We start from the raw sequence: 26,088 nt of genomic DNA on the forward strand, positions 1-26,088 counted from the left end.
CCTAATTGTTTAGTTTTTTTCCAGGTAGGCTGCGATCGCGATATATTGGTGCAATTCGCTGCTTTGGTACGTCTGGTGCTGACGCCGGCTGCTGCTCGCCAAAAAGACTATCGTTATCGCCCCGAACAATGTTGTCGGCCGCGCCACTGACTGGATCGTTAGGTAGGGCTAAAAGGGGAGGTATCAGGGAGCCTGTTTTGACCGCGGGCGATTCAGTAGGCTCCGCGTATTTGTAACGTGCTGCCGTTGAGCGCGTCTGTCGTTTCTTGTAAAAGATCTCTTCTTCGACGATCTCTCGTATCCGCGATTTTGCCTCCAGCCATCCATCGGGCAAGTAATCGCGCAGAAATTTTTTTGCAAATCGCTTGCAAATTCGATGTTGATATAGCGAGAGAGACGCAGCGTACTCAATGTTGAGACACTGTACGTCGTACATTTCATTCCTGTCCGGTGCAAGAACAACAATGTGGCCAAGATTTGATGTGTCGACGCGCACCTCTACACGGAGGCTGTCGCCAAGTCTTCGTCGTAACAAGGTCAATTCGCCAGAATTGTAGAAGAGACCATGAAGTTCAATCCCTTTGTGAGTCAGTGTTCGCACTTCGGGCTTTCCGAAGATAAAATTAAGAACTGTCGGATTATCGGGTAGCGGGATGTCTTCCGGACGGATGCTGGAGGCCCACTTGCGCGCCGGTGGCATGCCCAAGGCTCTGTGCATTTTTTGGTGGTAAACATCCACTACCCACATATTTGCGATCTTTTTTAGCGTGCTCCATCTAACAACTGCAAATTTCGATGGATCATAGTCTTGTTTCTCAAGAATACTGCTGAAAGTTGTGCCAGGAATACCATGGGACACGCCCTCATTAAATGTCTTCTGGAATCGCTCTATCATCCCTTTAAACCATGCTTTTTTCCGTGGCGAATAGTGAATTTCGATACCTAGCGAATAGCATCCATTTTCGAGACTTTCGCTATGAAATTCTGCTCCATTGTCGACGTCTAACACGCTCATCACGCCATGCGAAATCCATGGATTTTTCAATTCCGGATACGAAGCAAGCAAAGATGTTTTTGGCATGAATGCATGCTGCAGACATCTGGCTACTGTGAGATTGCTAGGAGGCTCAAAGCTGATGTGCATGCCGAGAATGCAACGGGTGTCGCAGTCAATGCACGACGTGACGTACGGACGTCCCAATGGCAGCAGGGAGTCGTCGTCGATTACAAGAAGGTCGAGCGGTGTGTGGTCTATCTGTGCGCGTTCCAGCGGAGCAGTTGTCGTATGATGCTTCAGGACGGCGCGGAAGCGCTTTTCCGCTGCGGTACGGCCGTATCTTGCTGCATAGACGTCGTACGCAGGAATTTTTGCGATTGAGCTTCTGACGAGGCGGTAGGTTGGGAGAGGGAGCTGGTCAGAACTCGGACGCAGTTTGTTTTCCTTTTTAACCCTGATTGACGCTTCATCGGCCGTATCCTGAATCGATTTTCGTTCCAGAGTCAGATAGACATCGTCGATAGCTTCAGCGACGAAATTAAGGCATTCTTCCGGAAAGCGTGATTTCCTATTGCCTTTGTTCGAATCGTACGGAAGCAACGAGGCAAGGTCATTCCCGGAGTTTTGGTATCGAACTCTCCAGCGGCGAACGGTCGCCTCGGACGGAGCTTCCACAGGTTCTTTCAGCTTCGCAAATATGCGCGATATTGCTTCCCTGGTTAGCGGTCCCCTGCAGGGAAGGTCCATGACGGCCAGAACATATAGTCGCCTTACCTTGGCGCGATTCCAGTCATTTGTGTCTGCATCAGCCAGCGCTAGCGTGGCCCGCGCTGGTGCTTCGAATCTGCCTGAAGACATCAGCTTACCGGATTGATATAGCGAAAGAAGTTCGCCTATTTTGTATTCGCGGATTCGTTTTGTTTTGTCTTCCTCGACTTGCCATGTTTCGTCATCAAGCTTACGTAGCAAAGTCGCATCTATTCCGTCAATCCTGACAGGTAATCCAGATCGGAAATTAAAAATTCCCATTCAATAGCTCGCAAGGTTCGTTGGAGTAAAGATGGTTTCTGATTCCAGAGGTGAGTGGTATGGAACACCAAGCACACCTTCAAGCGTGAGTCGGGAGATGATTGCGCGGCTCCGTGGACCTAGCGCACCCGTATCTGGTGTACCCCAGTGGACATAGCCTATTTCTTCAAGCAGCCGGCGCATTTGTTCGCGTTCTAACGATGTGATTGATTTTCGCCCATAGCGCAGCAGGGAACGCACGATCGAGAGACGAGGTTCTAGAGCAACGGATTCCGAGGTTATGATGCGATAGGTATAGCCGAAGGATTGAAGTTGAGATGCCAATAAAGACGTTAGTGCGGTTTCGTCCGTTGAAACTGCCTGGTCAGCGGTACACACGCGCCAAAGTTCGCGTCCCGACATAAGATCGACCTCTAAGCCCGGATAGTGCATTCTTGCTTGTCCGTTATAGATGAGCTTGATCGCCAGGGGATATTCTCTAAAGGATAGAACTCTAGGTTCCGCATCGAGCAGCCGGAATGCATTCAGCTCGCTGTTGTTTGCCCACTGGATCATCCTTCCCATCTTCCACGACGGGTACTTCCCGGTTTGCGTTGCGTTGGATCGACTGACGATGGTTTTTGCCCGCAATTTGTCTCCCGCTGGTGGGACGATGGCAACGATTCTGTCGCCGAAGCCGTGGATAGGAGTGTCCATGTCGGTCCTTTTAAAGGAATGCGTCGAATCTGATATTGAGGCGACCAAGGGGGCGATTAAATCTGGAAAAATGCCAACGACTATGGCTAAGCTACCTAGTCGTCGTCTGCATGGCTTGCATTGCTCCTTTTACGCATCGTCAATTTTCCAGTTTTGCAGGTCGTAAGGCTGTCTTCTTCGTTTGCGCGATGAGCCGGCCAGTTCAACATCGATCACAAGAGCATCATTTACAGATAGACGAGCGAGACACCACGATTAAGCTGCCATAGGTAAAACGTTGCACCAGAGCTTTGGGCGCGGCATCGCGAAGCGCCGTAAAGCACGCAACAAACCGGGATTTTTTAAAAAAGACTATCTGCGTCGCAATGTAGCGACGTGGGCTATTTCGCGAGCAGGCAGCCCTAAATTGCGGGTGCGCGCTGCCAGTGAAGTCCCAAATTCGTTTGCGAATTTTCATTCAATATAAGTTGGAATCTCGATATTTGCAATTTATACTCGTTTTCGCTGTTTAAATACTTTTTGAATTATTTATAATTGTTGTGTTTGTTTTATCGTTTATGATTTATTTATGTATAAAGGAATATCACTGTTGTATGGTTACAGGTAGTCTTTAAGAGGTACAGAATGCTCGCTCGTCGAAGCTTTGCGGGCGATCTAGACGCCGGAAGGTGGTGATTCAACTGGTCCCATGCACATTTCTGTTCCGTCGATGCCAGCATCCTAAGCCGCGGTCCTGCTCATCCTGCAGCCCAGCTCCAACAAGAGCTGGGCTGAGGCAGTCGCGTAGGGCCTTTTGCTGATCCTGCTCATCCTTAGCCGGAATTGCTAATGAAAGCGGCCCTCGCGAGCTTGGGTCGAAACATCACATCGTTATAGATGCACGCGGCGATCCGTTGGCAGTCGAGGTGCGGCACGACTCGATGGTATTCCAGCCTACTGTAACGAAACGGCGGCGGTGTCGAGTCTCAAAAGCCAGTCGTGTAAATGCCCGGAAGAGTCCCGCGCACATTTTGCTTCGGAGCGCTGCAGATATATGCCTCTCTATTGGATCGGCTGCAATTCGCTAACGCAATGTCAGTTTTGACACGCGGAGGGTTCCCCTGTTTATACCCGGAAAATGTGAAACGCAATGCTGCTGGTCAGATAACTATTCTTATCGGATCATCGGCTTTTTCTCTCAAACTGGCTTCCTAGAAAACGCGTGAGCTCGGCGTAACGGAAAAGTGTCCGACTGCTCACGATCCGGTGCGCATGCACTCGCTTAACGGCAGATGTGGTCAACAGACTCTTGAACACATACCGCAAGCATCGAAATTTCGGCTTTTTATCGTGCAATACGCCAACGTGGGCGCTCGATTGCCGATCCAGAGGGCTCGCGACATTAGGCGCTTGATGCCTCAACGCTTGTAGTCGACTGCTGCCTAGGCTCGTCTAGTTGTTCTAGGTGGGTCTGTTGCCGATTCCGACTGAGAGGCACGTGTGAGTGAAAAAAAGTTGGGAGTGTTTACTGATGTATTGTTTGTGGAACGGGTGAAGATTGACGCGCAAGGGGCCGCACGAACCTGTCCGATGACTTGCCTTGCGAGGGGGGCAAGGCGCTGGATTAGGCAAAAAATAGCCGCGTGCCGATGAAGGGCTTCACTGGCGCGACGATATCAACAATAGAAAGCATTTTAGTTTAGCTGTTTTGGCTAGTTTAGCTGTACAGCTAAACTAGCCGAAACAGCTAAACTAAGGACGTGGTCAACCAGCAATGCTAGCTTGAGTCTGGTTGTGACGTTTGGAAGTGCCGCGTCCATGAATGAATATCAAGATCGGTTGTTGGTGAGGCGGATACTACTGAATACCTTAGTCGAGTAGGGACGCGCCAGACAGGCGATTCGCATCCGACGGTGCGCGGCCGCTACTCGCCGTTCGACTCCTTCGACCATGGCGGCGAACGCCACGCACTGCATGAACGCTCGGGCCAATTTCTATGCGTTTGCTGACTGATTCCAGTGGTTGTGATGCGGCTGCTCGAGACAGCGCCTCCGGCACTACCGAAGACATCCTTTCATGAGTCTGTAGGACGCCAGGTAGAGGAACAGGATGACAAGGGGGCGGCCATTGAACGGATTTTCGAGCCGACGCACGGCCGCGTAAAACATTAACCGTGAAATCCGGCCTTGACAAAACAATTGCCGAGACCCGATCCGGGTTGCCACCGCTTGTTTTCCGAACTGTTTAACCGTAGGAGCACGTACCGCTGCTTCTGGCAACAAGGGACGACATCGCCGCAGGATGACCGTGACTCGCAGACGCAGTCATCAGCGACGCTCGCGAGTGTGGCTTTTCAATCAGCGCCATTGGATTAACCGGACCATTGTTCATCCGCACTTCAAAGTGCAGATGCGGACCCGTGGCAGTACCGGTACTGCCAACGGCGCCAATCCGTTCGCCGCGGGTGTCCGGCGAGCCAATTTTCAGGTCCGGAGCGAACGCTGACAGGTGACCGTAATAGGTCGCATAGCCATTCGCGTGCTGAATCATCACGTACTTCCCGATGGCAGGTTTTGTCCCTACGAATCCGATGATGCCGTTCGCTGCCGCGAACACCGGCGTTCCGGCCGGTGCGGCCAGATCGACGCCTGAATGACTATGCCGGGTGCCGCGAACCGGATGCGTTCGCGGTCCAAACTCAGAGGTAATGCGGATATTGTGGAGCGGCAATCCGAACGACTTCACGCCGGTTCCATTGGAAGGGAGAAGGTGTTGGCAACTGTTGTCGCGTGCGAAGTCTTTTGCAATCATTGCGCCACCGTTTTTCTGGCGAAGCGCCAGCGCGTGGAGTTGGGCTGGTGTGGCGGATCTGCTATCGCTGCTATGCATGACTGACGTGTCCCGAAGCACGCTGCCAGGTGCAGCGACAGCGGGTGCACTCGGAGCGAGCACGTAAGCGGCGACCATGCTGAGTGCAAGAGCGGTCACGCGCGTTGGGTGACATAGAACAGCCACGCGTTGAAAACGTGAACTGAATACGGTAGGTCGGCGGAAACTGAACCACATAAATTCTGCCCCTGAATCAAAGGAGGATGGAACGGGCAGAGCGATGGCACGCCGAAGCGGTCAGTGTCCTAGATCGATGCACACAACGGCCGCATAAGGTGCGATCTCGTGATGCTGTTCAGCCCGGAAGAGTTGAATTCATATTAATGGGCAGACGTCGAATTACAAACAGGGCCAGTCCTGAACACAACGCATATTCATGGAACTTGTCCCATTGGATAATAGGATCATCCTGATTTATTAAATGGTGTTGAGAGGTGAGTGGTGTCATGACGCTTGGATCGAAGTTATGGGTCAGACCGGAAGCATTGCTAACGATATGTATATGAAAAAAGCCGACCCTCCCGGGAAATCGAAAACCTGGATCGCATTCTTCAGGCATCCGAATTCATCGCATCACTGCGTACCGCGGGCTCCACAGGGTATGGTTTGCCCACAATCTCCTACCTGTATAACCCTGAACGATCTCTGCTCGTGCTGTCGACTTTGCCGGCAATCGACCCCACGCGTCTGAGGGCAATGCTTGCAGACCGCGACGCATTGACGGCAAGCCTGGTGACCAGCGTCGATCGTTCGATAAACACGCTGGCATCCCAGTCCTCCACGAAAGAATGCGACCACAGGACGGTCAACTGGCTTGCACCTTACGATAGCCCTATCACTGGCGAGCGCGCTGTTCGGGAGGTGTTCCAACTGTTCGACGCCGATTGCAGGTTGATTGGAGTGAGGGTCGTGGAATTCGCGGTATCGGGGTTTCCTGTGGCCGTGATAAAGCTGGCAATGCCTGCGCCACTTTTTGCTAACACGCTTGGCGTGATTTCGGCGGATGGACAGGTCATCGCACACACGGGCCTGGGGGTGACGCGTCCAAACCTGCTTGCCGACGTCATCGCGCAAGGCGTGCGTCGATCGATCGAAGACGGTTTGTTGATATTCGATGACAAGTTGGGGAGTACCGGCTGGAGGCTGGTCTACGCGGTGCCATGGCGCGAAGTCGCGGTGGGTGTGTGGCCTCTGGTTGTTACCACGATCGCGACCACGGCGTTCGTGATTGGCATGACATGGTTCCTGCTGCTGTTGTTCAACCGGCGTGTGTTTGTGCCGGTACTCGAGCGCTCGCAGCGCGTGTTCGACAGCGAGCGATTGAATCGCACAGTGATCCGGACCACATCTGTCGGGTTAGGGCTGATCGCGAGAAAGTCGGGCGATCTGCTGCTGGACAGCCCGGTGTGGACGGACATGGCGACACGGGTTTCGCTGGATGGCTCATCTCTGGCTGCCGAGTTGCTGTGGCGCTATCCCGGCAGCACCGCTGGACGTGCACACCCGGAAACCGCTTACGGAGCGGTAACCCAGCAGGACGTGCGACTGGTGACAGCAGAGGGCGAGTCGATCAGCCTCGCGGTGAGCTTTGCGCCGGGGCGCTATCAGGGCGAAGACGTGCTGGTGACCGCCTTCGTGGATGTGACCGCGAAGGCGCGGCTCGAACAGCAGTTGCGCCAGGCGAAGCAGGCGGCCGATCAGGCGAATGCGGCGAAGTCGATGTTCGTCGCGACGATGAGCCACGAAATCCGCACGCCGCTGAACGCAATTCTGGGCAATCTGGAACTGCTTGCGCATTCGCGGCTTGACGCAGTGCAACAGGCGCGGCTGGATACGGTGCGCAACTCGTCGGATGGACTGCTGGCGGTGATCCGCGATGTGCTGGATTTCTCGAAGATCGAAGCGGGCGAGATCGTGCTGGAGCGCATCGGCTTCGATGCCGCCGAAGTGGCGTCGGCCGCCCTGATGGCGTTCGCGCCGGTCGCGCGTGCCAAGGACGTGAGCGTGTACGCGGAGTTCGGCGCCTCGTACAGCGTACCGATGACGGGTGATCCGACGCGGCTCAGGCAGATCCTGAACAACCTCCTGTCGAATGCGATCAAGTTCACATTGCGCGGCAGCGTGACGTTGCGGGTGGCGACGGACATCGCAGATGGTGCGCGCATGTTGCGGGTGGAGGTCGAGGACACGGGCATCGGCATGACGGAGGCGCAGCAGGCGACGGTGTTCCAGGCGTTTGCGCAGGCGGACGCGTCGATCAACCGTCGCTATGGCGGCACTGGCCTCGGGCTGGCGCTTTGCGGGCGGCTGGTGGGCGCGATGGGCGGCACGATCGGCGTGCAGAGCGAACCGGAGCGCGGTAGCCGTTTCACGGTGCATCTGCCGTTGGGGCTGGCCCAGGATGCGGCAGGCAACGAAACTGACGCGGTACAGCAGGCATTTGCTGGCGAGCCGGTGACGCTGCTCGCGTCGGACCGGGGCTGGCTGCACAGCATGACGCCGCTGCTCGAAGGCTGGGGGTTGACTGTCAGCGGACACCTCGACCCGTCTCACATCACCGGAGAAGAACTGGAAGCCGCCAGCGTGCTGATGTTATGCGGCGATCACGACCAGTGGCCAGCGGAAGACGAGAACCGGCTGATGGAGCAGATCTCGAGGGTGATCGCCTGCAGTCCGGACGGGCCGCTGCATCCGGTGCGACAGGGCCGTATCGTCAGCCTGTCGTGCTACACGCCGGGCGGACTGCGCGCGGCGTTCCGGCACGTGCTGCATGGGGTGCCGCTGCCCGCGGCGCCACTCGAAACTGCAGCGACGGAGGCGCCGCAGATGGCGCGCCGGATGAAAGTGCTGGTAGCCGAAGACAACGAGGTGAACCGTCAACTGTTCGCCGAGCAGCTGGCGATGCTGCAATGCGACGGCCATGTGACGGCCAGCGGACAGGAGGCATTGCAGGCGCTGTCGGCGCAGACCTTCGACGTGCTGCTGACCGATCTGAACATGCCGGGCATGAATGGCTACGAGCTGACGCAGGCGGTGCGGCAACGCTGGCCGGAACTGCCGGTGATCGCGGTGACCGCCGGCGTCACGCAGACAGAGCTGGCCCGTTGCAGGGAAGCGGGCATGACGGCAAGCGCGACCAAACCGATGTCATTGGGAGGCTTATACGACGTGCTGACGGCTGTGGAATCCGTTGACGCGGCGAAAGCGAGCGAATTACACGCGCCTGTCAGGCCGGATGAGGCCGATGCGCAGCTGCTGACGGGCGTGCAGGGCTATCGGATGGCGCCTGGGAAACCTTCATGCGCACATGCGACGAAACGCTTGATGCGCTTCGCGTCGCACGTGCCGCCGGAGACTTGTCGCGGCTATCGCAGGAATTGCATTCGCTCAAAGGAGCGTTGGCTGTATTCGGATACCGGGACATCGTTGCAGAATGCGATGCGATTGAGCGAATGATCGAAACGCAAGGCTATGCCGCGGTCAGCGGGGCGCTCGATGCGCTGCTGCACAATCCAGGTTGGCTTGACCGAGGTGGCCAATCTAACCTTCGCGTCTGATGCCGTGCATCGTTTAGCGATTGAGTCGCCGGATTAGCGGCCCGAGCGTGGTGGCCTGAATCAGCAAGCTGAAAACGACGACCAGGTAAGTTACGCCCACAAGCATCTCCCTGCCGTGAAATGTCGGCAGAGATAGCGCAAGTGCAATCGAAATACCACCGCGCAAACCGCCCCATGTCAGCACAAGTGCCGAATGGCGATTGAGACGCCGGAAGTTCTGCAACGCTAGAAGCGGAATCGCAACGCTGATACCGCGCGCGAGTAGCACCACAGGAATGGACGCGAGTCCCAGCCAGACAATGTGCAATTGCAAGGACAATGCAATGATCTCCAGTCCGATCAGACCGAACAGCACGAGGTTTAGCAGTTCGTCGAGCAGCTCCCAGAAATTGAAAAGATGCTCTCGCGTTTTCTCGGACATTGAAGTCAGAGCACCGTGATTGCCAATGACAAGTCCGGTGATGACGACCGCCAATGGCGCCGATACATGCAATGCTTCCGCGAGACTGTATCCGCCGGTTGCGAGCGCGAGAGTGATGAGGATCTCGACGGGATAGCTATCGATTCCGCGCAGCAGAAGTGATGCGGCGAAGCCGAGAACAATGCCGAACGCCAAAGCGCCAGCAACTTCCCGAAGAAGATCGATCGTGATTGCCGCTGTCGAAAATTCACTCGAACCGGTTGCGAGGCCGACGAGCGTTGTAAATGCAACCACAGCTATGCCGTCGTTGAAGAGTGACTCTCCGGTAATCTTGGTCTCGAGATTTTCGGACGCGCCGGCGCGTTTGAGCACACTGAGCACCGCGATCGGATCTGTGGGCGAAATAATTGCGCCAAATGTCAAACACCACAGCAGGCCAACAGGATGCCCGAGCCACCGCGTCACGTAAAAGAACCCAGCACCCACGGCCGCAATCGAGATGAGCACGCCGATCGTCGCGAGCATGAATACCGCGCGACGCTGCGTGCGCATTCTGGAGAGGTCGACGTGAAGCGCGCCTGCAAATAGCAGCAGGCTGAGCAAGCCGTGAAATACGATGTCGGCGAAGTCGACCTTGGGGACGATGGTTCCTGCGACCTCCGCCATTCGTGGATAGTAAAAGCCAAGCGCGGAGAGTGCGAGGCAGATGACAAGACCGACAGCGGTAATGCCGAGCGTATCGGGCAATTTGATGAAGCGGTAGTTGACGACGCCAAAGAGGGCGACGATTGCAAACAACGCACCTGTGATCTGGAATACGGTCATTGCCGGAATGTCATGGATATCGGGGGATAAGGTCGTCGCATGGCAATGCGTCAATCGTGCGAGTTCGCGGCTTGCAGCGTGCTGGCAATTCGCTCGAGATTGACGGGACTCACGCGAATCACACCACGTCCGGGCACATCGATATCGCTGATCAACGTGAATGAAATCGAAATCACTAGTGGGAGCACAATCAGTAGCGCCGTTCGTTTTCGGCTACCGGCGCAAAAGCCCATCAGCAGATTGCAGCAGATGGCGATGACTGCCATGAGCGCCCACGCGGCGAGCGGAATCTGAGTGCGCCAGCCAGCCCGTGTGTTCGTCTCGGACGTCAGCACGTCATTGATCCCGCTCACGGCGAGCGCCGCAAGCGGCGTGGGCTGCGATCTGGAATCAAGGACAACATTGGTCCACACTTCCTGCTTGAGAAGATTGGTCTCTTCGGCAAGCAGTCGAAGTTGTGCAGAATCATGCGTGCGATAGAAGCGCAGCCGGTCGTCAAGATATTGTGCGAGCAAGGGGCGTATTGTCGTGGCTTGCCCCGAGGGAAGCAGCTCCGCGCGCGAGAATGCCGTACTGATCGCGACGGCCTCTGCTGCTTCGTTGACTTGGCGCGCGTTGTATCCGCCGATTGCCATCGAAAGCGTGAAGCTGATAATCAGGCCGAGTAAGGTGAGTGTCGCGCCAACTATCATGCGTACGTCTTCGTTTGCTTTGGTTTCTGAAGTCCTTAAACGGGCGAGGGCGCTCGCCCCAAAATAACTCGCATACCCCAGTACGGTGAGGGAAACCAGAAAGAACTGCCACGAATGCAAAGTGAAACCAGTGAGATTGTCCAACGTGAAATACTGCATTATTGCGATTCGTTTGAAATGATATTTACGGTTGAATAGGGATGCACGGAACTTATCATCGATAGTCTCGTGCAGACGAAATTGCGTGCAATCGAAGTACGACTTTCAAATGAGAAGTTCGCGTGCAAAGTCTCGACGATGTGCACGTGCTCAACATCTATTGCTAGATTTAGAGAGTACGCTGGGCTTGGCTACTTCGATCTCACCGCGGTGCTACGTCTGTACGGATGTATGTAAAAACTCGTCGATCGGAACGCAGGTTTGCGGCAATTGTTCAAATTAAAGCAATCGACTGTCCGGGGAAATAGGACACGTCTGTTTCTGGGGGCAGTGCGACGGCTGTGTTTTTAATTGAGCCCGCGTGGCTGATCAAATCGTTGCGCATCAAGTTGCGACTTTTTGGTGCGTATATCTGCTCGTCGGTTCAGTGTTCCATCCTGTAATGGTGGCAATATCTGCTATCAGTGGAATTGCGGTGTAAGTCCGTTCAGGCGCGAACGCCGGGTCTCGGACGCCGGGTAGTTGCGCGATCGGTCGGTGGTTTCGCTCGCACCCCGTCATCGTGGGCAGACGATCGGTCGCTCGCGATGCTGCTGTCAGTCCCGTCGTTTTGATCTTTTTGGGTGGGGATACAGCGCCGTCAGGGCATCGTCGAGTTGTGGCGCCGAACTGATCTGGCTGTCCGTTACGAGCCTGCCCATCACCCGGGTTACGAGGCTTCTCGCCTAATAATTTGAAACTATAACTCCGTTCGCCGGAGTGGCTTCCGTGGCAATTGCCAACAGCATCTCGGCATGGACACTGAACGTTAAGGTACTCAACTTATCGCGCTTGGTGACATCTCGATCGATCTCGGCGCGAAGAGGCGAAGCTTTTCCTCCCTGGTGGTTGGAAGACTCTCAGCCGACGTTTCGGACAACAGCTTTGTCAGATACAGTGGAATTGCAACGAGATCGCGCAGGCTGAGCGTTCGCCTTGCCTGGTTGAGAACTCCTTACCCGGCTAAGCCGCGACAGGTGCGGGCGATGGCTAACTGCAGCCGCTCCGACAGAGGTTCAATTTTAACAACGGGTCTGAGATCGGAACGTCCCCCACCTGAGCGCACGTACTCATAACAATGGCGAGGCTCGGATAGTCACGCTTCATGCCTTGACTCCCCGAAGGCAGGCGCTTGCGTAACTCCTGATCCAACTCGATCCAGCTGTCCATGACGAGGACCAACCGACCTACCTCGGCGAGCATCCTCAGATATTCCCCGCGCTCACTTGCGAACGCCGCTCTCCGGGGAGCGGATAGCAGTAGCGTAAGTGTTTGCGCCGACCATTCGCTAAATGGAGTAAACGCCGCGACGATTGCTCGCTGGCGTCGACGCAACCTGCTACCTGCTACCTGCTACCTGCTACCTGCTACCTGCTACCTGCTACCTGCTACAGCGTCGTCTTGCCGGTATGGAGGGTAGCGGCGATAATTTCGTTGCAGGTGCTGATCGCGGGCGTCAGCCTCGCCGCCTGAAATGACCTGACCTGTCGGCCTTCGATTAGCCGCGAATCGAGAGGAATCGCCTCGAAGAGCAATCTCAATGCATCGACGAATGCGTCAAGTTCGCGGATTGCGGCCTGTCGTAGCCGTGCAGTCACGGTATGATCGCCATCCGCCGCTGACCACTCTGCTCGTAGCACCGATCTGTCAGCTATCTGAGTGCGGATCAAATCCGCACTATTTGCACTAGGTAATTGGAGGGTAAGGATCGCCAGAGTTGAGCGTCGTCCCGCCGCCTGTTTCCAACAGCTCAGGATGTCCGCTGAGAGGTGCGCGTTGTCGTCGTCGATCTGCTTTGCGTGCATCGTGCATGGCCAGATGCCGTTCGACGCATGGCGCCGTCCTTCAGATGGCTGCTGCGGGTCATAGCGCGGGTTGAAGGCGATACTCAGTATTCGAACAGGCGTGGCCAGCACGGCCTGCGAGCGCGGCCTTTGTTCTTGGAGGGAACTCGTTCCGGGCTGTCGCAGTAGAACCATTGTCAGTGCACCCGCGCTGCACGTGGTATTCAACTCGACAGCCGCCCCGCCGTGTCGCTTGGGTCTGGACTAGCGTCGCGAGGTTTCCCAACCACATCGCAAATTACCGTCAGGAGACAACGATTTATGCTTCCAAATTCCCAAAACGCATACGGCCAGACGGCGATTCTGCATTCACGCACGTTGTGTCGTTCGGGAGCACATGTCCCGCCCATGCGAGCTTGAATAAATTTTTGCCTAGAATGCACGTCGCGTGAGCCGAAGCGCTCCAGCGCCGTACCGCTGCTCGGATCGACAATATCGCATTAAAGTCACAGTCGTCCGATGCCGATAGACAATAGGGTCGGCACGAAAAAGTTACGCCTCGTGACCAATGATCGCGCCCAAAGCATCGATTTGCCTGCTTTCGCTACCTGTGCGTAAACACATTAAAATCATGGGGCAATACAAGCAATAATGAGAGATAAAAAAATTCCCATGGGTGAAATTCGGTTTGTCCAAATGCTATCGCGCGATTGGTCACCGACAACTCCGCTTCGCTCGTTAGCCCGCATCAGCCGAACGTCGTAACCCATGGCACCGCAGAGCTCGAGAAAGATCTGGATCGCGATCCGCATGTGCATGTTGGCGCAACCCGTTCCGACATTTGGACAGTTATCCATTGAAAATGGTGTGCCTCGGTGCCGGTCAGCCGTGGCTGTCGCTATGACACGCCGTGCACACGGTGACTCGTACGAGTTCCATCGCTTCGGATTTGGTTTCGAGCGATCACACTATCTATAGAAATAGAAATTGCTGAAAATCATTAAATAATCAGATGACCACGTACATTCCACTTGAACACACAGACAGCGGCTCATACCGGAACCGGGAACACTTGCTTGCGACTGGTATCTACGAAAAAATCGGGCAATTCATTCAGGCGGCTGCGGCCGCAGCCGAAGACGGCGCGAGTAACGGGGACTTCCTAGTCAATCGACGGCACAACACTGTATTAATTCACGGCGCACGAGGCATGGGGAAAAGCTCGGTGCTGATTAATCTTGAGGCGGCCCTACAGGAAAACGGCTCGCTCCTTAAAAAGACTCACATTCTCAAACCCGTCGACCCGACGCTTCTTGACGCAGAGGATGACCTCTTTCTTAATGTCATCGTCGCCGCCGTACTCTCGGACACAAAAGTAATCGAAGCACAGGAGCGAAAATCTCTTCAACGGCAGGAGCTGCAACGAACACTTCAAAATCTCGGGCACAAGCTGGAGAGCATGCAGTCGCAACGCAGCGAACGAGGTCTCGACAAGATCCGGTCGTTTATCGGGAACCACCAGCTGATCGAGGAGGTTCATCGGTTTTTCGAATGTGTCACGAAACTTCTCGATAAAAAGCTCTTGGTTCTGACAATCGACGACGTGGACACGTCGTTGAATCGAGCTTTTGAGAATCTGGAAGTAGTCCGTCGCTACTTGACCACACCATTCGTCCTCCCTATCCTCAGCGGTGATCTCGACTTGTATCATGAGGTGACGTGGAGAGATTTTCACGGACGATTGATGAAGGACACGGATTACCAGAAGCGTGAAGCATTTGAACGGGCACATACCCTCGCTGTCGAGTACCAACGAAAAGTGCTCCCGTTTCAATACCGGCTTTCTATGCCATCGGTAGCTGACTACATCGCAAATCCCAGCATCGAACTGGGCGATGCCGACAAAAAAAATAACCTCAAACTTCCACAATTCCACGCTTGGCTGGAGGCTTTACTCAACGGACCGGTAAATGGGCTGGAAAACAGCTATCTCGCAGTGCCACTCCCAAGTCTGCGCGCGCTGGCGCAGATCGTGTCTCGCCTCAAAGATCGGATTCCCGATCTTGCAGCAAAGCTCGACAAGGAGTGGAGCCGATTGCAAGTCCGTCGTGCCTTGCAGTGTCCAGCCGCATCATTCGAGGCAGTAGGCGCATTTCAGACCGGATATCGTCAGGGAAATGCGAATTCAAGTGCTTATCAGGAATTCTATCGTTCCGTCTACGACTCAGAGGTCCGTCACGCTAACGAACCACCACCTTTGCGAGAGATCGCCGAAGAGTGGTACAGCGATCTGAGCGATCATTTCAGCACCGAGAGAGATGCTGGGGCTGCCTATATGGTCATCCTGGCTCATCAGCATTGGAAGAGGCCATCCTTTCAGAGCGACACATGGCGTAGTGTCTTTGATACACCATTGTTTCAGCCACTACGCCACGATTCACGCGATTTCCCGAGTTTTGACCGCGGCGCGGATTTGAGCGATTGGCGTGAAAAACTCAAGGGCCGCGCGCCCGAAAATTGGTTACAGCGACTGCCTAGCCGTGCGATCGTACCGTACCCTGTGCCCGAGGCTGGGCGTGCTACAACCGTCTATACCGACAATATAAGCGAAGAAACGGGCGATCACGAATTACGCCTGCTTCTGAATCTTGTTCTGCATCGAAACTTCTATTCCACGTCGCGTCGCGCTAGTCTGGCTTGCACGGGGCGAGTGATCGAACTGCTTGTTACTAGCCTTATCCGAGATATCGATGAGCGCGATATCACAATTATCATGCAACGCCCACCGTTCTATTCCTTCAGCCAGTTCGCCCAGACGAAGTCGCTGGAGGCATCGTGGTCTGAAGAGGGAAACGATGTCGAACCAATTGATGATGAAGAACCTCTCCCTCACGCTACCGAAGAAGCGATCTCGCGACTTGCACAAAACATCAACGATTGGCGCGCCAGTCATGGTCTTTCCAACTGGCATGTATCACCTTGGCTGATCTACAACGCAATAAACAAGACGATGAACCAAGCATGGCTTTTCAACCCGCCGCTGACAAGCAATCAGCAACCTTTGCCACTTTCAGGGATGCGCGTACTCTGGACAGCGAGACAAGCTTTCTACAGCTTTTGGGCAGCCATCGGAAGCTTTGAGAAGGGTCCTATTTTCGGCCTCCCGGAGGTAATCGCTAGCGTGAATATCGGAGACGGCATGCTTTTTGAGAACAGTCTTCTCTATCAGCAGAATATCGCTCCATTCTTTGGCAGAGGCCGCAACAGCAAATTGCGCTATGGGATGTTCGTCCGCGCGCTCACGACTGTTTTAGTGGACCATCCTCTACGTAGCCTTTTGGACACATACGCTGCTCCCCCATCATTCAGGGATGGTGAGGCGAGGATCTGGATCAGGCAGAAACTTCACATGAGGAGTATTGGTCGTGACGAAGTACGAGCTTTTGCGAATGCAATGAAACGATATGGAAGTGGCAGCGAGGTATACGACATATTGAAAATGTTTGGCGAACAGTTCCCGAGCGATAAGGAATTATTTGATTCCCTCAATACAGCGTTTGTACGCGCTTTTCCTGAAAACGGGCGTTAATCCATGTTAGCTCGTTCCCTCCACGAACGGACGATTGAGGGGTTGTTTGGTAGTTCGGAAATTAGATCCGAACTGCAGAAATACCTTCTCAACCTTGACTACGACAGTGATGCTTTAGGCGCACGGTGCATTGACGCGCTGGAGAGAACACTCGAGCAGGATCACAGACGCGAGTTTCGGCGCAGCGATATTCAGCGGGTTGTCTCTGGAGTTGGCACATTTCTGTCATCCCCTTCGCTTCCTGTGCTGGATGAGCTGTTCGACCGACTGATGGTTCGCAACGGTGACATGCTGCAGTATCGTGAAGATAGCGTGCAAGGCTTCGCCCGGCTGGCGGCAGGTGTCGATCCGACTTTGATCGCCGGATGGCATCTGGCTTGTTGGCTCGATCAGTCAGTCCGACCTTCGACCAATGATGTGCGCCGGATTGTCGAGGCTCAAGTGCCGATGTTCGCACCTGCAGCCTCTAACCGCAGCTTCGCAGAAGGCCACGTTCACCTGGGCGGGATAACATTCGACGGGTTGGTGCTCGCAGATCAATTGCTTTTTGATCGAAATGTACGTGACAAGAAGGAGCATCTGACCGTACGACGATTGCAACGAGTGCTTCGCGTCCTCCTAGAAAGCACGATTAGCCGTTCATCAGACAATACGCCGGACGGCACGACTGATCTTCGTATCCGCCTTCGGCAGGCTGTCGAGCCTGAGTCGTTTGATACAGACCGTTCTACGCATTTGCCGCTTGACTGGCAAACGGTAGCAAACGCCTGCATCGTCACCCGCAATGTTGATTCACAATGGCTTGTGTTTCATCTCGCAAACGCTATCGATGCAGATCTGATCTCACAGGCATGGTTATGGCTCGTGATTTATCTCTGGTCACTCTTTCGCGCCCCAGGAGCCCTTCTTTGCGAACGCGCGGCAGTCTGCTACCTGATCAATGGCTTGATGGGGCTGCGGCGTAAGATCATCATGGATGGGCAAGGGTTGACGCGCTTTGCAGACGATTACTATTCGGCGCCGTTAAGGAAACCACGAAATGCTCGAGCGAATTCGGTTGATCGAATTCGCCGCTTGCTTGCAAGCCAATCCGATCTTGCTGAAATCAAGATTGGAACTGATGCGTTTGGACCATCAATCGCTCAACAGGTCGCCGAAGCGCTTGTAGCTAGTGCAGAGATACAGTCTCCGGATTTGCCGGTTGTTCGAGCCAATGGGTTTGATTTATCTCTGGATCCGCGCACCCATCTCTATGTCGGTCATCTGAATCGCTGGCATTTTTGTGCGCATATGTCGCGATCGAATCCGAAACGGCTTACACGCAACCGATATCAACAACTGCAATGGGCCAGGATGAAAGAGCTCCGCCGGGCGCTCGAACGTCAAGCTGGCTGGAATGTGGACACATTCCTGCATGGGCGCATCAACGAGAATGTCGCACTTCATCCGGCCCGATGGTTACGCGGTCTCGATGTGGCTGGGGATGAGAATGTCGGCCGCATCGAGCTGTTCGCTCCGATGTTGCGGTGGATGCGCAGCGGGATGTTGACGCGGCCCGATGGAGAACGTCCTGCCGGAGGATTTCATTTCAGCATTCACGCAGGAGAGGATTACGCCCATCCACTATCTGGGATGCGCCATATTGACGAAACTGTTCGATTCTGTGACATGCGAAGTGGTGACCGGCTTGGCCACGCCCTTGCGATCGGTATTGACCTCAAGGTTTGGACCGACCGGCATGGAGACATGGTATTACCAGTTGACGAACATCTCGACAACCTAGTATGGGCATGGCACTACGCTTGCGAACTTTCTGGAAAACTGCCGCTCGCAGCCCAGATTTTGCCGCGCCTCGAACGTCGGATCGCCCGCTTTGCAAGAGAGGTTCCGTGGCTGAGCGGTGGGAAAGGTCAATCGGCAGGTCCGCTACTTCACTCGGCGCCCGATCGATCTTTCGTGGACAGGCCTATTATCACACGGGACACAGGGGTTACGCCTGATACGCTTTATCGCGCCTGGCAACTGCGGCGCAATTGCGCAACAACGATGCGTGAAAACATTCCCGTTGCTATCCAAGATGATTTACTTGACCAAGCTGTCCCTGACTTCGCAAGGCTCAAGGCTGCCTGGGAGACTAGTAACGACGGAACACCTGAGTCAATTTACCTCGCACGCGAATCCGCGTTTTCATTAACTCCTAAAGGAAAAGTCCGTGACGTACTTGTTCGGGTTGCAGCTAAAGACAACACCGATCTATCTCTACGATTGGAACGGGACAGCACAGCGATAGACGGGGAGTTTCTATACGATTACGAGACGGCTGAAGATCTGGACTTTGCAACTGCAATTCAGGATCATCTTCTGCATAATTTCGACAGAATGGGTCTGATTATTGAAACCAATCCAACCTCAAACGTTTATATTGCCCGTCTCAATAGCTATAGCGAGCATCCAATCTTTCGATGGAGCCCGCCTAACGATCGAAGTTTAGAGAAAGGCGAGCGTTACAACCGCTTCGGATTGAGGAGCGGCCCCATTCAAGTATTGGTGAATACGGATGATCCCGGCATTATGCCAACGACGCTCAGGACGGAGTATGCATTGTTGCTGGAGGCTTCGGTCGATTTGGGCTACTCCCGTACGACAAGTGAGATGTGGTTGGAACGCATTCGCCAGGCTGGCATCGACCAGTTTTATCGGAATCACCTTCAGGTGTTTCCAGGCCTATGAAGATGGCAATATCTTGAGTACTTGGATAGATGGCGTGTGAGCAGATAAGCTTACTTGATTAAACGGTGGAGTACGGCGTTTCACCACATTGATGCGGACCTCCGTACTGAACGTCATACTCCAATAGCGACGGCGAACGCAGGAGCAAGCTTCCCGCGCTTTCGCCCGCTACCTTGCTACCGATTCGTGCAACGGTAGGGGCACTAACCAGTCTATCAATCCGGAGTTAAAAAAGCTCAGCTGGTCAGCTGTTGCCCTTTCAAAGGTGTTGCTTTAAGTCCGGTTAACCCGAGGATCGCCTGTGGCCGACCCACATACACAAGTCTTTGACGCGGCACGACACCTTCGTAAGACGGTTAGGTTAGCCTATTGCGTTCAACTCGGCCCTAGCCGACATTCAAGTGTTGTCGTTTGTACGGTGGCTTCGGGACATCTTTGGTCATTCGGACAAGCGTTTTTTAAACGTCTGCTCTCGTCGCCTTTGATTGCATACCTCTTTCCCGAAGCAAAAGCCGCGGCACAGCCCTCTGGGCGGCCGGCTCAACACTATACGTTCGATGCTTTTTTGCTGGTTCGCAGCGATCTGACGCGATGTGGAGAGTTTCTGGCTTCGGCTCCGTACGGCGTCTTTTGCCGGCACATTTCGTGACACTGCTCACAGCTTCGCTCAGCAATGACAGGGTCACGCATTGCGCACAAGAGTTTGAAGGCGACAGCCCTGTTGACACTTTCGGACGGCGCCTTGTGACGTCGCGTTACACATTCGCCGAGTTTTTTTATGGTACTCCCCGCGATAGCGGTTCCGCGCACGTTTTTTAGTCACGATGTTCTTCGCTTATGACGTGCTCGTCGTGGAAACCAAAGTGACCCTTCTAATGCAACATGATAGACAGGTGCGCGCCTGGTTGTCAGGAGAAAAATCCGCTTCTCGTTCACCCGAGGCGGTTACGACACGCTATGCCGTTTCAAGCGAAAAAGTTCATATCAGTTTGGTGTGTCCAGCTTGATACTTGGCTATCATCCCATAGCTACAACACAATCACGCCGCTGAGCGAGTTTGTGGAATAGGTGCATGCATGTTGAGTATGCAATACGCATGGTATTGAGACATAGGGAGATTTGGGTGTCGCCGTTGGCACCAAATCCGATAGCCTCCGCTCTCGAATTTAAGCGCGTCCCAGATATTATTGTTTCTCAGCGAAAGCGAGCTCGTATGAAAAACGTCAACAGCAATGGTTTCAATTTAAATATCAGTTGGCATATGCTGAGCGCGGCGAAAAAAATGATTGAAGAAGCAGGCGACGCGCTAGGGTGTCGTCACTTGTTCGGAATACTCATGCGGGGGTGCGTGTGAAATCAGCTACGTAGGTTGCACCGCCGCGACCGGATATGGCGCAAGAGCACATTTTAGACAAATTAAACGAGACCAAGATCCATGAAGCAGGAAATCGATAGCGTCATCCTTCACGCGCGTAACGCACCTGTGGATCCAGCCAAACGAATCATACGAAGCAATGTTCTTGATACCATTGACCGAACCTTCGAAAACAACAGCATCGTATTCATCGAGGGTGATTCGCTCTCTGGTAAATCAGAACTGGCCGCGCAGTTCATGAACCGGCATGATGGCAAAGCAATCGGAGTCTTCCTTACCACCGGAAGCCCAATGTTTTATTCATCGTCATTCTTTAGATTGGCCCTCTGTGAGCAGATCCATTATCTCGTCAATCGGACCGATTCCAACATCGATCCGCCGGTAGGTGAGGATCTGTTCCATCGATATGTACTTCGCCTTCAGTCTTTGGGTAGACGGAATCCAATTACTTTCGTTATCGATGGGCTGGAAGATTCTGATAAGGCTGACCGGACAACGACGCAGGAAATATTCTCGCAGATTCCGGCAGTTCAGTCCGAGTTCAAGATACTTATCACTGGAAGTGATCGCCTCTATCGTGAACTGAATCTCCAGAAACGTGGTGCTGTTAAGATCCCGCCGTTTTCACTGAGTGAGCTGGAGAGCGAAGCGTATCTGCGGGATCTGGACCTTTCGTCGGATGACCAGAGAGCGCTTCACATATACACGGGCGGCAATATCGGATCACTGCATCTGGTGCGCACCCTGTTGCTTGATGGAACACCCATCGACGACTTGCTGTCAGAGAAAAAGGGAAGCACAGGGAAGCTGCTTGAGCATGAATGGTCATCCCTGCAACTTGACGATGAAACCAGGCTGCTGCTGGCCATGATTGTGTTTTCACACGCGCCGCTTTCGAGCAGCGCACTCAGCGACCTGACTGACCAGTCAATCGACGCGATTGATACAAAACTTGCTGGCTTCCGTTTCGTTTCGACAGCCGCAGGCCTATGGTCAGTTCGGTCGGAAGCGCAAAAACGGTTTATTGCAGACAAACTCTTTGAAATGCGCAAGTCAGTGGAAGACAAACTGATCAACCGCCTCTTTGACCTGCAGGAGCAGAGAGACGGTATTGTTTCGTTACCTTCACAACTTCTCGCTGCTGGCCAGCACGCGGAGGCTCTACGCATACTTTCGGGAGAGCATTTTTCCCGACTACTTGCACATGAGAGTTCGTTGCGATCATTGAATCGGCATGCCGAATATGGTGTTGTTTCTGCCCGCAAAGGTGATGATACTTTCTCTGAACTGCGATTCTCGCTAATACAGTCCGCCATCAACGGGACGACATTGGCAGCTACTTCTAACTATGAAATCGAGGCGCTCCTGTCCCTTGGGAAAGACGACGGCGCAGCGGCGCTGGCGTTGACCGCCGCCACGGCCGAGGAGCGGCTACGTCAGTTGGCAGCGGCCGCGGGATGTTTTGCCAAAAAAGAAAAAGCAGTGCCTGAGCAGGTCATCGCTGCCCTTAAGGATCTGCTTTCGGAACTAGAGGACGAACTCTCCGAGCCGTTGCTGATCAGTATCGCCGCGGAGTTACTTCAGGTGGATCTTGATCTTGCATTGCAAATTCTGGAGAAGGCAGGACGGAAAAAGTCGAGAAAACTGGACTCATCCGCAGCGTCACAGCCTGAGGGAGTAGACGGGCTGGGTTCCCGAGGTCAGGAATCAGGCGAATCAGCCTCCCGCACAGAAACGGCGGCCGATCTGCGCCCCATCCTTGACGCGGCAGAATTTCTCGTGAAGAACATGAGTGTGGATGATGTTCTGGATCGTGTCTCTCATCTTGAAGAAAGTCACAAACTGTTTCTTCTTCAACGATGGCTCGAAGCACACCGAAAGAACCCGCGCGCGTTCGAGATAGCTCTCGTCGCTCTGGATATTGTTCTCCGTGATACATCGAAGGCTCCTAAACTGAAAGACCTCAGGGAGATTGCGATCGTTGTTCCACACATCTCAGACCATCCAGATTCGGATCGTGTAATCTCGCGGCTCGATGCGCAAAGCAGTGAACTGGTTGGGCACGGGACTTCTGAAGAAGCTGTTCGACTCAAGATGCTGCTTTTAAGAGGCAAGCAGCGCTGGAAGACGGATGCCGTTGATGCCGATCTTATTGATCTCTTCGCTCAGGTTCATGGTGTTTCTGATGTCGGCATCCGGACAGCCTGTTACGCATGGATGCTGTATCACGCCGGTCTACTTCGCGATAAGGATTCTTTTGAAGAAAGAACCGGCGTCATTGCCGAGACCACAAAACATCTACTCGAAGCCACTGATCTCTTGCTCGCACAGACGGCCGAGCACTATGTTGCAGCCGTTGACGCTGTCAGGGCTATCTGCATGGCCGCGCCCGACAAAGCCCTAGAGCTAGTTGGCCGATTCAACACACGAGCTCGTCGTGACAAAGGGTTTGCGCAGGTCGTGCGGTCCTTGGCTGTCAACAAAACCTACAACAAGCACGTGGCGATTGTAGTGGCCGGAATCGAAAGCGTGGTTGACATGGAGGAGCGGGAGAAATTGGTTCTCTTCCTGCTTTACCGGATATCTAGAGATCAAAAAGTTGACCAGAATGCTCCTGTAGAGCCTCGCCTCCTAATTTTGTGGAAGCGGGTGATGCATAGTACGCGCAGAATGCAAGCGATGATTCTGACATACAAGATCATCAACACTTCTGCGTCACTGAGAAAGCCTACTACACTCCTCGAAGATGCCCTCAATGTATGGCGTGATATCTCCGATTCACCGCTTCGCGTCAATGTTGGGTATTGGGTAGTAAGCGAGCTCGCCATTGTAGATCGGAGCAACGCAGAACGGTGGCTCGATATGGTAAGAGAAGAATCCAAGCAATCGGGTGCGCCATCTAGTATGGCGAGCACTCAATTGTTCCTTGTCGCGGGGCTTGCGGGGAGGGTGTTCGCATGTTACGTGGCCGAATGCCCTCACGACTTTGACGCTGCACTTGCAAGACTATCGCTTATTGTCGAAAGCATTCCCGCTCTCGATGAGCAGGCCCAGATATGGGCGGAAGTGGGAGTGCAACTCTTCTACTCGCAACATCGAGACCTTAGTCAGCGAGTTGTTGAAAAAAAGATTGAGCCGCTTCTAACGGTGAATTTTGAAACTAACGTGGTTCTTCAACAAACGGTTCTCTTTAATGTCGCGCCGTTACTTTATCTAATATCGTCCGACGCAGCAAATGCGCGAATAGAGCGAGGTATCCCGCGCGAGACTCGCGACGACGTGAGAGATTCCATCGCAAAGACAATTCTTAGGAAGATGTTGCCTTCTAATTTTTACCAGGAGCGTCATCGGACGGAGTTCGAACTATCCTACGCGGGAGCAACGGCTGTCCTTGCGCAAATAAAACTGATGACGGAAGATTCTGTTATTTACAACAATGTTTCAAGATTGTGCAATAGCCTTCAGGCGAAAAAGAATAGAAGTGCCATTCGTCGTAACCAGGTAGCTGACATTCTAGTCGACCTCAGAAAGATCGTCGAAGAGAAGTTGCCGGATAAGGAAAACATTCAGCATGAGGGGTTTCTGATCGCCTGTCTCGCAGAGATTCTGCGCTGTCAAATTCACGAAACGAAACAGCGGAACAATAACCAATGGCTTGATTTATTCAATCGAGCCAAGGCGATTTGCAACGGCGCGGACAGGGTCATCGTCGTCAGCATGGTTGCATCGTGCTCCGGCGGAGCAGGTCCATTCGCAGACGGCGTATGGTTCGAGAGCGTCAAAAGGGACATACAAAATATTCCTTCCGACCGAGATCGGATCGAGCGCTATCAATGGGTCGCAGAAGTAATTGAACCGTTTGACAAACCTAAATGTAGATCACTTCTCAAGGAAGCAATGAAGGCGTCCAATCATTTTAATGATGATGGACTGATGGACAAGCGTCAACGCATGCTGGATCTTGCTCATAACATTGATCCTTCGTTTGTAGATGAAATGATATCGATTCTGGATGATGACGAAGCGACCGATGGGCCAAAGTCGCTATTGAAAGAACATCACAAGTTGCTTGAAGCAAGAAAGGAAGCGGCAACAGATGTCAGCCGACTTAATTTGCAAAATCACAGCCTGATGGATCTCACAGAGATTGCGATGAGAAACGTTAGCGCGATGAATGCGGGAAGGAACTACGCTCAACAGCCAAAACTTTTCATGGAGCTGGCAAATAAGAGCAAGCATTTTCCTTTTCCACTCAGTTATCCGGTCTGGCTGTGGATCATCGAGAGTGCACTTCGAAAGTCAAACCAGAAGATTGCTCATAAGTCACTACCACAGCTCTTCGATAATGTATGTAGTGCTGCGGAAGTTTCAGTCAGCCTTCTTAACCGGAGCGGGGGCGGCCGTCGCTCCTCGCTACTCGATTCAGCGGAATCTATTGTTGGCCCTGGCGATCGCGAGCGGCTGTTCGTTCGCCTTCGTGACTGGTTGGCGAATCTGAATGATGAACAAATATATATCAGTGATCCGTATTTTGGACCTGATGATCTTGATGTAATCAAGGCAATCGCCGAATATGCTCCCAACAAGAAGATCGTGGTGCTGACCAGCAAGGAAGAAACAAATCGGGCGATCAAAGGTGCTTCCCCCGAAGAAGCGTTCCGCGACGCTTGGGACGACATGTGCGACGGAAGTCCGCCCCAGACGGACATTTATGTTATTGGCTACGGCACTGAAGGTAAGCATCCAATTCATGATCGATGGATCGTCTCCGAGAGCCGCGGATTACGACTCGGAACTTCGACCGGTTCTATCGGAGGGATGCGTCTGTCGGAAATATCCGAGATGGACTCATCACAGGCAAAGGAAAAATGGTCAGCCGTGACGCGCCTTCTGTCTCGCGAAACCCGCATTTGGCAAGGACAGAAGTTGCATAGATCCAGCTTTAGCCTTTAGTAATTCAGATACCGCTACTCGTTAGCGAGAGCGTGCTGAACGGGTCCCAGACAGCGGTCTGTCTGGGTAGCGCCTGCGCAATATTAAGGCACACATTTTCAATGTGAAGTGTTTGAAGGAGCGTACCGCCAGTTAACTCGTTTGGGTCTGGGCAAAACGACGTCAGCAGAAGGCCGTAGCGCGTTGTCCGGATGACAATGTAGCCGTGTATCCACGAAGTGCAGGCCGCTGAATCCAAGCGGCTTCTCTCAGCTTGTTCGAAGACGACGATTTAGCTGTGCGGTATGACGAAGATCAATCTGTGTGTTCCGACTCGATCTCCGTATGCCATTGCGGTCGGCCGTTTGAGCTGATCTCGATCGCTCAAAATGGGC

11 protein-coding genes and 2 pseudogenes are annotated in these 26,088 nt (G+C 53.7%); 7 read left to right on the forward strand and 6 right to left on the reverse strand.

The features are described 5' to 3' along the window. Position 1 precedes the first annotated feature (1 nt). A complete protein-coding gene (locus tag BLS41_RS20710; RefSeq protein ID WP_074768204.1) occupies positions 2-2,026 on the reverse strand; it encodes a Mu transposase C-terminal domain-containing protein in 2,025 nt (674 codons plus the stop codon). Beyond that, complete coding sequence (locus BLS41_RS38520; protein WP_074768206.1) at positions 2,027-2,722, reverse strand: PDDEXK family nuclease; 696 nt, start codon at positions 2,720-2,722, stop codon at positions 2,027-2,029. It lies immediately after the preceding gene. Positions 2,723-3,552: 830 nt separating this feature from the next. Here BLS41_RS38520 and BLS41_RS38525 point away from each other — a divergent pair. Beyond that, positions 3,553-3,663 (forward strand): annotated as a pseudogene (locus BLS41_RS38525) (IS5/IS1182 family transposase); the annotation flags it as partial. A gap of 1,282 nt (positions 3,664-4,945) precedes the next feature. Here BLS41_RS38525 and BLS41_RS20720 read toward each other — a convergent pair. Beyond that, the gene (locus BLS41_RS20720; RefSeq protein WP_253189724.1) at positions 4,946-5,590 is read right to left on the reverse strand and encodes a M23 family metallopeptidase; all 645 of its coding nucleotides are present in this window, start codon (positions 5,588-5,590) and stop codon (positions 4,946-4,948) included. A 1,719-nt stretch (positions 5,591-7,309) separates the two neighbouring features. Between BLS41_RS20720 and BLS41_RS40110 the strand changes: the two are divergent. After that, positions 7,310-8,746: pseudogene (locus BLS41_RS40110) on the forward strand (ATP-binding protein); the annotation flags it as partial. A 143-nt stretch (positions 8,747-8,889) separates the two neighbouring features. Then, positions 8,890-9,147, forward strand: a complete 258-nt coding sequence (locus tag BLS41_RS40115; RefSeq protein ID WP_074768212.1) for an Hpt domain-containing protein — start codon at positions 8,890-8,892, stop codon at positions 9,145-9,147. Positions 9,148-9,160: 13 nt separating this feature from the next. Here the strand turns inward: BLS41_RS40115 and BLS41_RS20735 are convergent, their stop codons facing one another. The 3 genes from BLS41_RS20735 to BLS41_RS20750 form a co-directional block, all read right to left on the reverse strand. Continuing rightward, positions 9,161-10,393, reverse strand: a complete 1,233-nt coding sequence (locus tag BLS41_RS20735) for a cation:proton antiporter (protein WP_074768214.1) — start codon at positions 10,391-10,393, stop codon at positions 9,161-9,163. Between the two features lie 50 nt (positions 10,394-10,443). After that, a complete protein-coding gene (locus BLS41_RS20740) occupies positions 10,444-11,244 on the reverse strand; it encodes a bestrophin-like domain (protein WP_074768216.1) in 801 nt (266 codons plus the stop codon). Between the two features lie 1,427 nt (positions 11,245-12,671). After that, positions 12,672-13,262 carry a hypothetical protein gene (locus tag BLS41_RS20750; protein ID WP_171910279.1) on the reverse strand — a complete coding sequence of 197 codons (591 nt, stop codon included), beginning with the start codon at positions 13,260-13,262 and terminating at the stop codon, positions 12,672-12,674. Between the two features lie 817 nt (positions 13,263-14,079). On the opposite strand from BLS41_RS20750, the gene rdrA reads away from it, so the two are divergent. The 4 genes from rdrA (at position 14,080) to BLS41_RS20765 (ending at position 25,714) form a co-directional block, all read left to right on the forward strand. Then, positions 14,080-16,656, forward strand: coding sequence for an antiviral RADAR system adenosine triphosphatase RdrA (rdrA, locus tag BLS41_RS20755; protein WP_074768222.1), 2,577 nt, complete (start codon positions 14,080-14,082; stop codon positions 16,654-16,656). 3 nt (positions 16,657-16,659) lie between these two features. Continuing rightward, positions 16,660-19,386 (forward strand): antiviral RADAR system adenosine deaminase RdrB, encoded by a 2,727-nt coding sequence (gene rdrB / locus BLS41_RS20760; RefSeq protein ID WP_083380037.1) that lies wholly within the window; start codon positions 16,660-16,662, stop codon positions 19,384-19,386. 1,213 nt (positions 19,387-20,599) lie between these two features. Continuing rightward, positions 20,600-20,740, forward strand: coding sequence for a hypothetical protein (locus BLS41_RS39085; protein ID WP_171910280.1), 141 nt, complete (start codon positions 20,600-20,602; stop codon positions 20,738-20,740). Between the two features lie 81 nt (positions 20,741-20,821). Next, positions 20,822-25,714 (forward strand): hypothetical protein, encoded by a 4,893-nt coding sequence (locus BLS41_RS20765; RefSeq protein WP_074768224.1) that lies wholly within the window; start codon positions 20,822-20,824, stop codon positions 25,712-25,714. Positions 25,715-26,088: the final 374 nt, after the last annotated feature.

It is taken from the genome of Paraburkholderia fungorum (assembly GCF_900099835.1).
GTDB classification, from domain to species: Bacteria; Pseudomonadota; Gammaproteobacteria; order Burkholderiales; family Burkholderiaceae; genus Paraburkholderia; species Paraburkholderia fungorum_A.